The 3015-nt window shown below is 50.3% G+C and carries 1 rRNA gene; it reads left to right on the plus strand.

Annotation, left to right across the window (positions count from 1 at the left end):
* Positions 1-13: 13 nt before the first annotated feature.
* A 23S ribosomal RNA gene (locus tag BET10_RS04120) occupies positions 14-2994 on the plus strand.
* Positions 2995-3015 lie beyond the last annotated feature (21 nt).

Raw genomic sequence — 3015 nt, forward strand, 5'->3', positions numbered from 1 at the left:
TTTTGGGTTGTATGGTTAAGTGACTAAGCGTACACGGTGGATGCCTTGGCAGTTGGAGGCGATGAAGGACGTACTAACTTGCGATAAGCCTAGTTGAGCCAGTAAGAGGCGCTTGAGACTAGGATTTCCGAATGGGGAAACCCACCTGTTTACAGGTATCATATGGTGAATACATAGCCATATGAGGCGAACGCGGAGAACTGAAACATCTAAGTACCCGTAGGAAAAGAAATCAACCGAGATTCCGATAGTAGCGGCGAGCGAAATCGGACCAGCCCTTAAGCTTTAGTGTAGTTAGTGGAACATTCTGGAAAGTTTGACGACACAGGGTGATAGTCCCGTACACAAAAACTTATCTAAAGTGAAATCGAGTAGGTCGGAGCACGTGAAACTTTGACTGAATATGGGGGGACCATCCTCCAAGGCTAAATACTCCCAACTGACCGATAGTGAACCAGTACCGTGAGGGAAAGGCGAAAAGAACCCCTGTGAGGGGAGTGAAATAGAACCTGAAACCGTGTACGTACAAGCAGTAGGAGCAGGCTCGTCCTGTGACTGCGTACCTTTTGTATAATGGGTCAGCGACTTATATTTTGTAGCGAGGTTAACCGATTAGGGTAGCCGTAGCGAAAGCGAGTCTTAACTGGGCGCTTAGTTGCAAGGTATAGACCCGAAACCCGGTGATCTAGCCATGGGCAGGTTGAAGGTTGAGTAACATCAACTGGAGGACCGAACCCACTAACGTTGAAAAGTTAGGGGATGACCTGTGGCTAGGAGTGAAAGGCTAATCAAACCGGGAGATAGCTGGTTCTCCCCGAAATCTATTTAGGTAGAGCCTCGGACGAATACTTACGGGGGTAGAGCACTGTTAAGGCTAGGGGGTCATCCCGACTTACCAACCCTTTGCAAACTCCGAATACCGTAAAGTACTATCCGGGAGACACACGGCGGGTGCTAACGTCCGTCGTGAAGAGGGAAACAACCCAGACCGCCAGCTAAGGTCCCAAAGTGTATGTTAAGTGGGAAACGATGTGGGAAGGCTAAAACAGCTAGGAGGTTGGCTTAGAAGCAGCCACCCTTTAAAGAAAGCGTAATAGCTCACTAGTCGAGTCGGCCTGCGCGGAAGATGTAACGGGGCTAAACATACCACCGAAGCTGCGGCTGCGAATATACCACCCAAACTATTTTAAGATTAACGTTGACGCACGAAGTGCCCAACGGTCAAGCGTTCAACGTGTTGAGTTGGACAGAGATAGTTTCGGGGTATATTCGCGGGGTAGGGGAGCGTTCTGTAAGCGGTTGAAGGTGTACCGGGAGGTATGCTGGACGTATCAGAAGTGCGAATGCTGACATGAGTAACGATAAGAGGAGTGAAAAACTCCTCCGCCGGAAGACCAAGGGTTCCTATCCCATGTTAATCAGGGTAGGGTAAGTCGACCCCTAAGGCGAGGCTGAAGAGCGTAGTCGATGGGAAACGGGTTAATATTCCCGTACTTGGAATAATTGCGATGGGGGGACGGAGCAGGCTAAGTAAGCATGGCGTTGGTTGTCCATGTGAAAGTGTGTAGGCTGAGAACTTAGGAAAATCCGGGTTCTTAAGGCTGAGACACGAGACGAGCATCTACGGATGTGAAGTTACTGATGCCCTACTTCCAGGAAAAGCCTCTAAGCTTCAGATTATTTCGAATCGTACCCCAAACCGACACAGGTGGTCAGGTAGAGAATACTAAGGCGCTTGAGAGAACTCGGGTGAAGGAACTAGGCAAAATTGTACCGTAACTTCGGGAGAAGGTACGCTGACATTAGGTGAAGAGCTTCGCGCTTGGAGCTGAAGTCAGCCGCAGTGACCAGGTGGCTGGGACTGTTTATTAAAAACACAGCACTGTGCAAAATCGTAAGATGACGTATACGGTGTGACACCTGCCCGGTGCCGGAAGGTTAATTGATGGGGTTAGACTTAGGTCGAAGCTCTTGATCGAAGCCCCGGTAAACGGCGGCCGTAACTATAACGGTCCTAAGGTAGCGAAATTCCTTGTCGGGTAAGTTCCGACCTGCACGAATGGTGTAACCATGGCCACGCTGTCTCCACCCGAGACTCAGTGAAATTGAAATCGCAGTGAAGATGCTGTGTACCCGCGGCTAGACGGAAAGACCCCGTGAACCTTTACTACAGCTTGGCACTGAACATTGACCCTACATGTGTAGGATAGGTGGGAGGCTTTGAAGCGCAGACGCTAGTTTGTGTGGAGCCGTCCTTGAAATACCACCCTTGTAGTGTTGATGTTCTAACTTAGGCCCCTAATCGGGGTTGAGGACAGTGCCTGGTGGGTAGTTTGACTGGGGCGGTCTCCTCCCAAAGAGTAACGGAGGAGCACGAAGGTTGGCTAAGTACGGTCGGACATCGTACGGTTAGTGTAATGGTAGAAGCCAGCTTAACTGCGAGACAGACACGTCGAGCAGGTACGAAAGTAGGTCATAGTGATCCGGTGGTTCTGAATGGAAGGGCCATCGCTCAACGGATAAAAGGTACTCCGGGGATAACAGGCTGATACCGCCCAAGAGTTCATATCGACGGCGGTGTTTGGCACCTCGATGTCGGCTCATCACATCCTGGGGCTGAAGTCGGTCCCAAGGGTATGGCTGTTCGCCATTTAAAGTGGTACGCGAGCTGGGTTTAGAACGTCGTGAGACAGTTCGGTCCCTATCTGCCGTGGGCGTTTGAGAATTGAGAGGGGCTGCTCCTAGTACGAGAGGACCGGAGTGGACGAACCGCTGGTGTTCGGGTTGTGATGCCAATTGCATTGCCCGGTAGCTACGTTCGGAATCGATAACCGCTGAAAGCATCTAAGCGGGAAGCGAGCCTCGAGATGAGTTCTCACTTTAACTTTAAGTTAACTGAAGGGCCGTTGAAGACTACAACGTTGATAGGCTGGGTGTGGAAGTGTAGTGATACATTAAGCTAACCAGTACTAATTACCCGTGAGGCTTAACCATACAACGCCAAAGTGGTTTTAC

This window comes from Pseudoalteromonas amylolytica (assembly GCF_001854605.1).
Taxonomy (GTDB): Bacteria; Pseudomonadota; Gammaproteobacteria; order Enterobacterales; family Alteromonadaceae; genus Pseudoalteromonas; species Pseudoalteromonas amylolytica.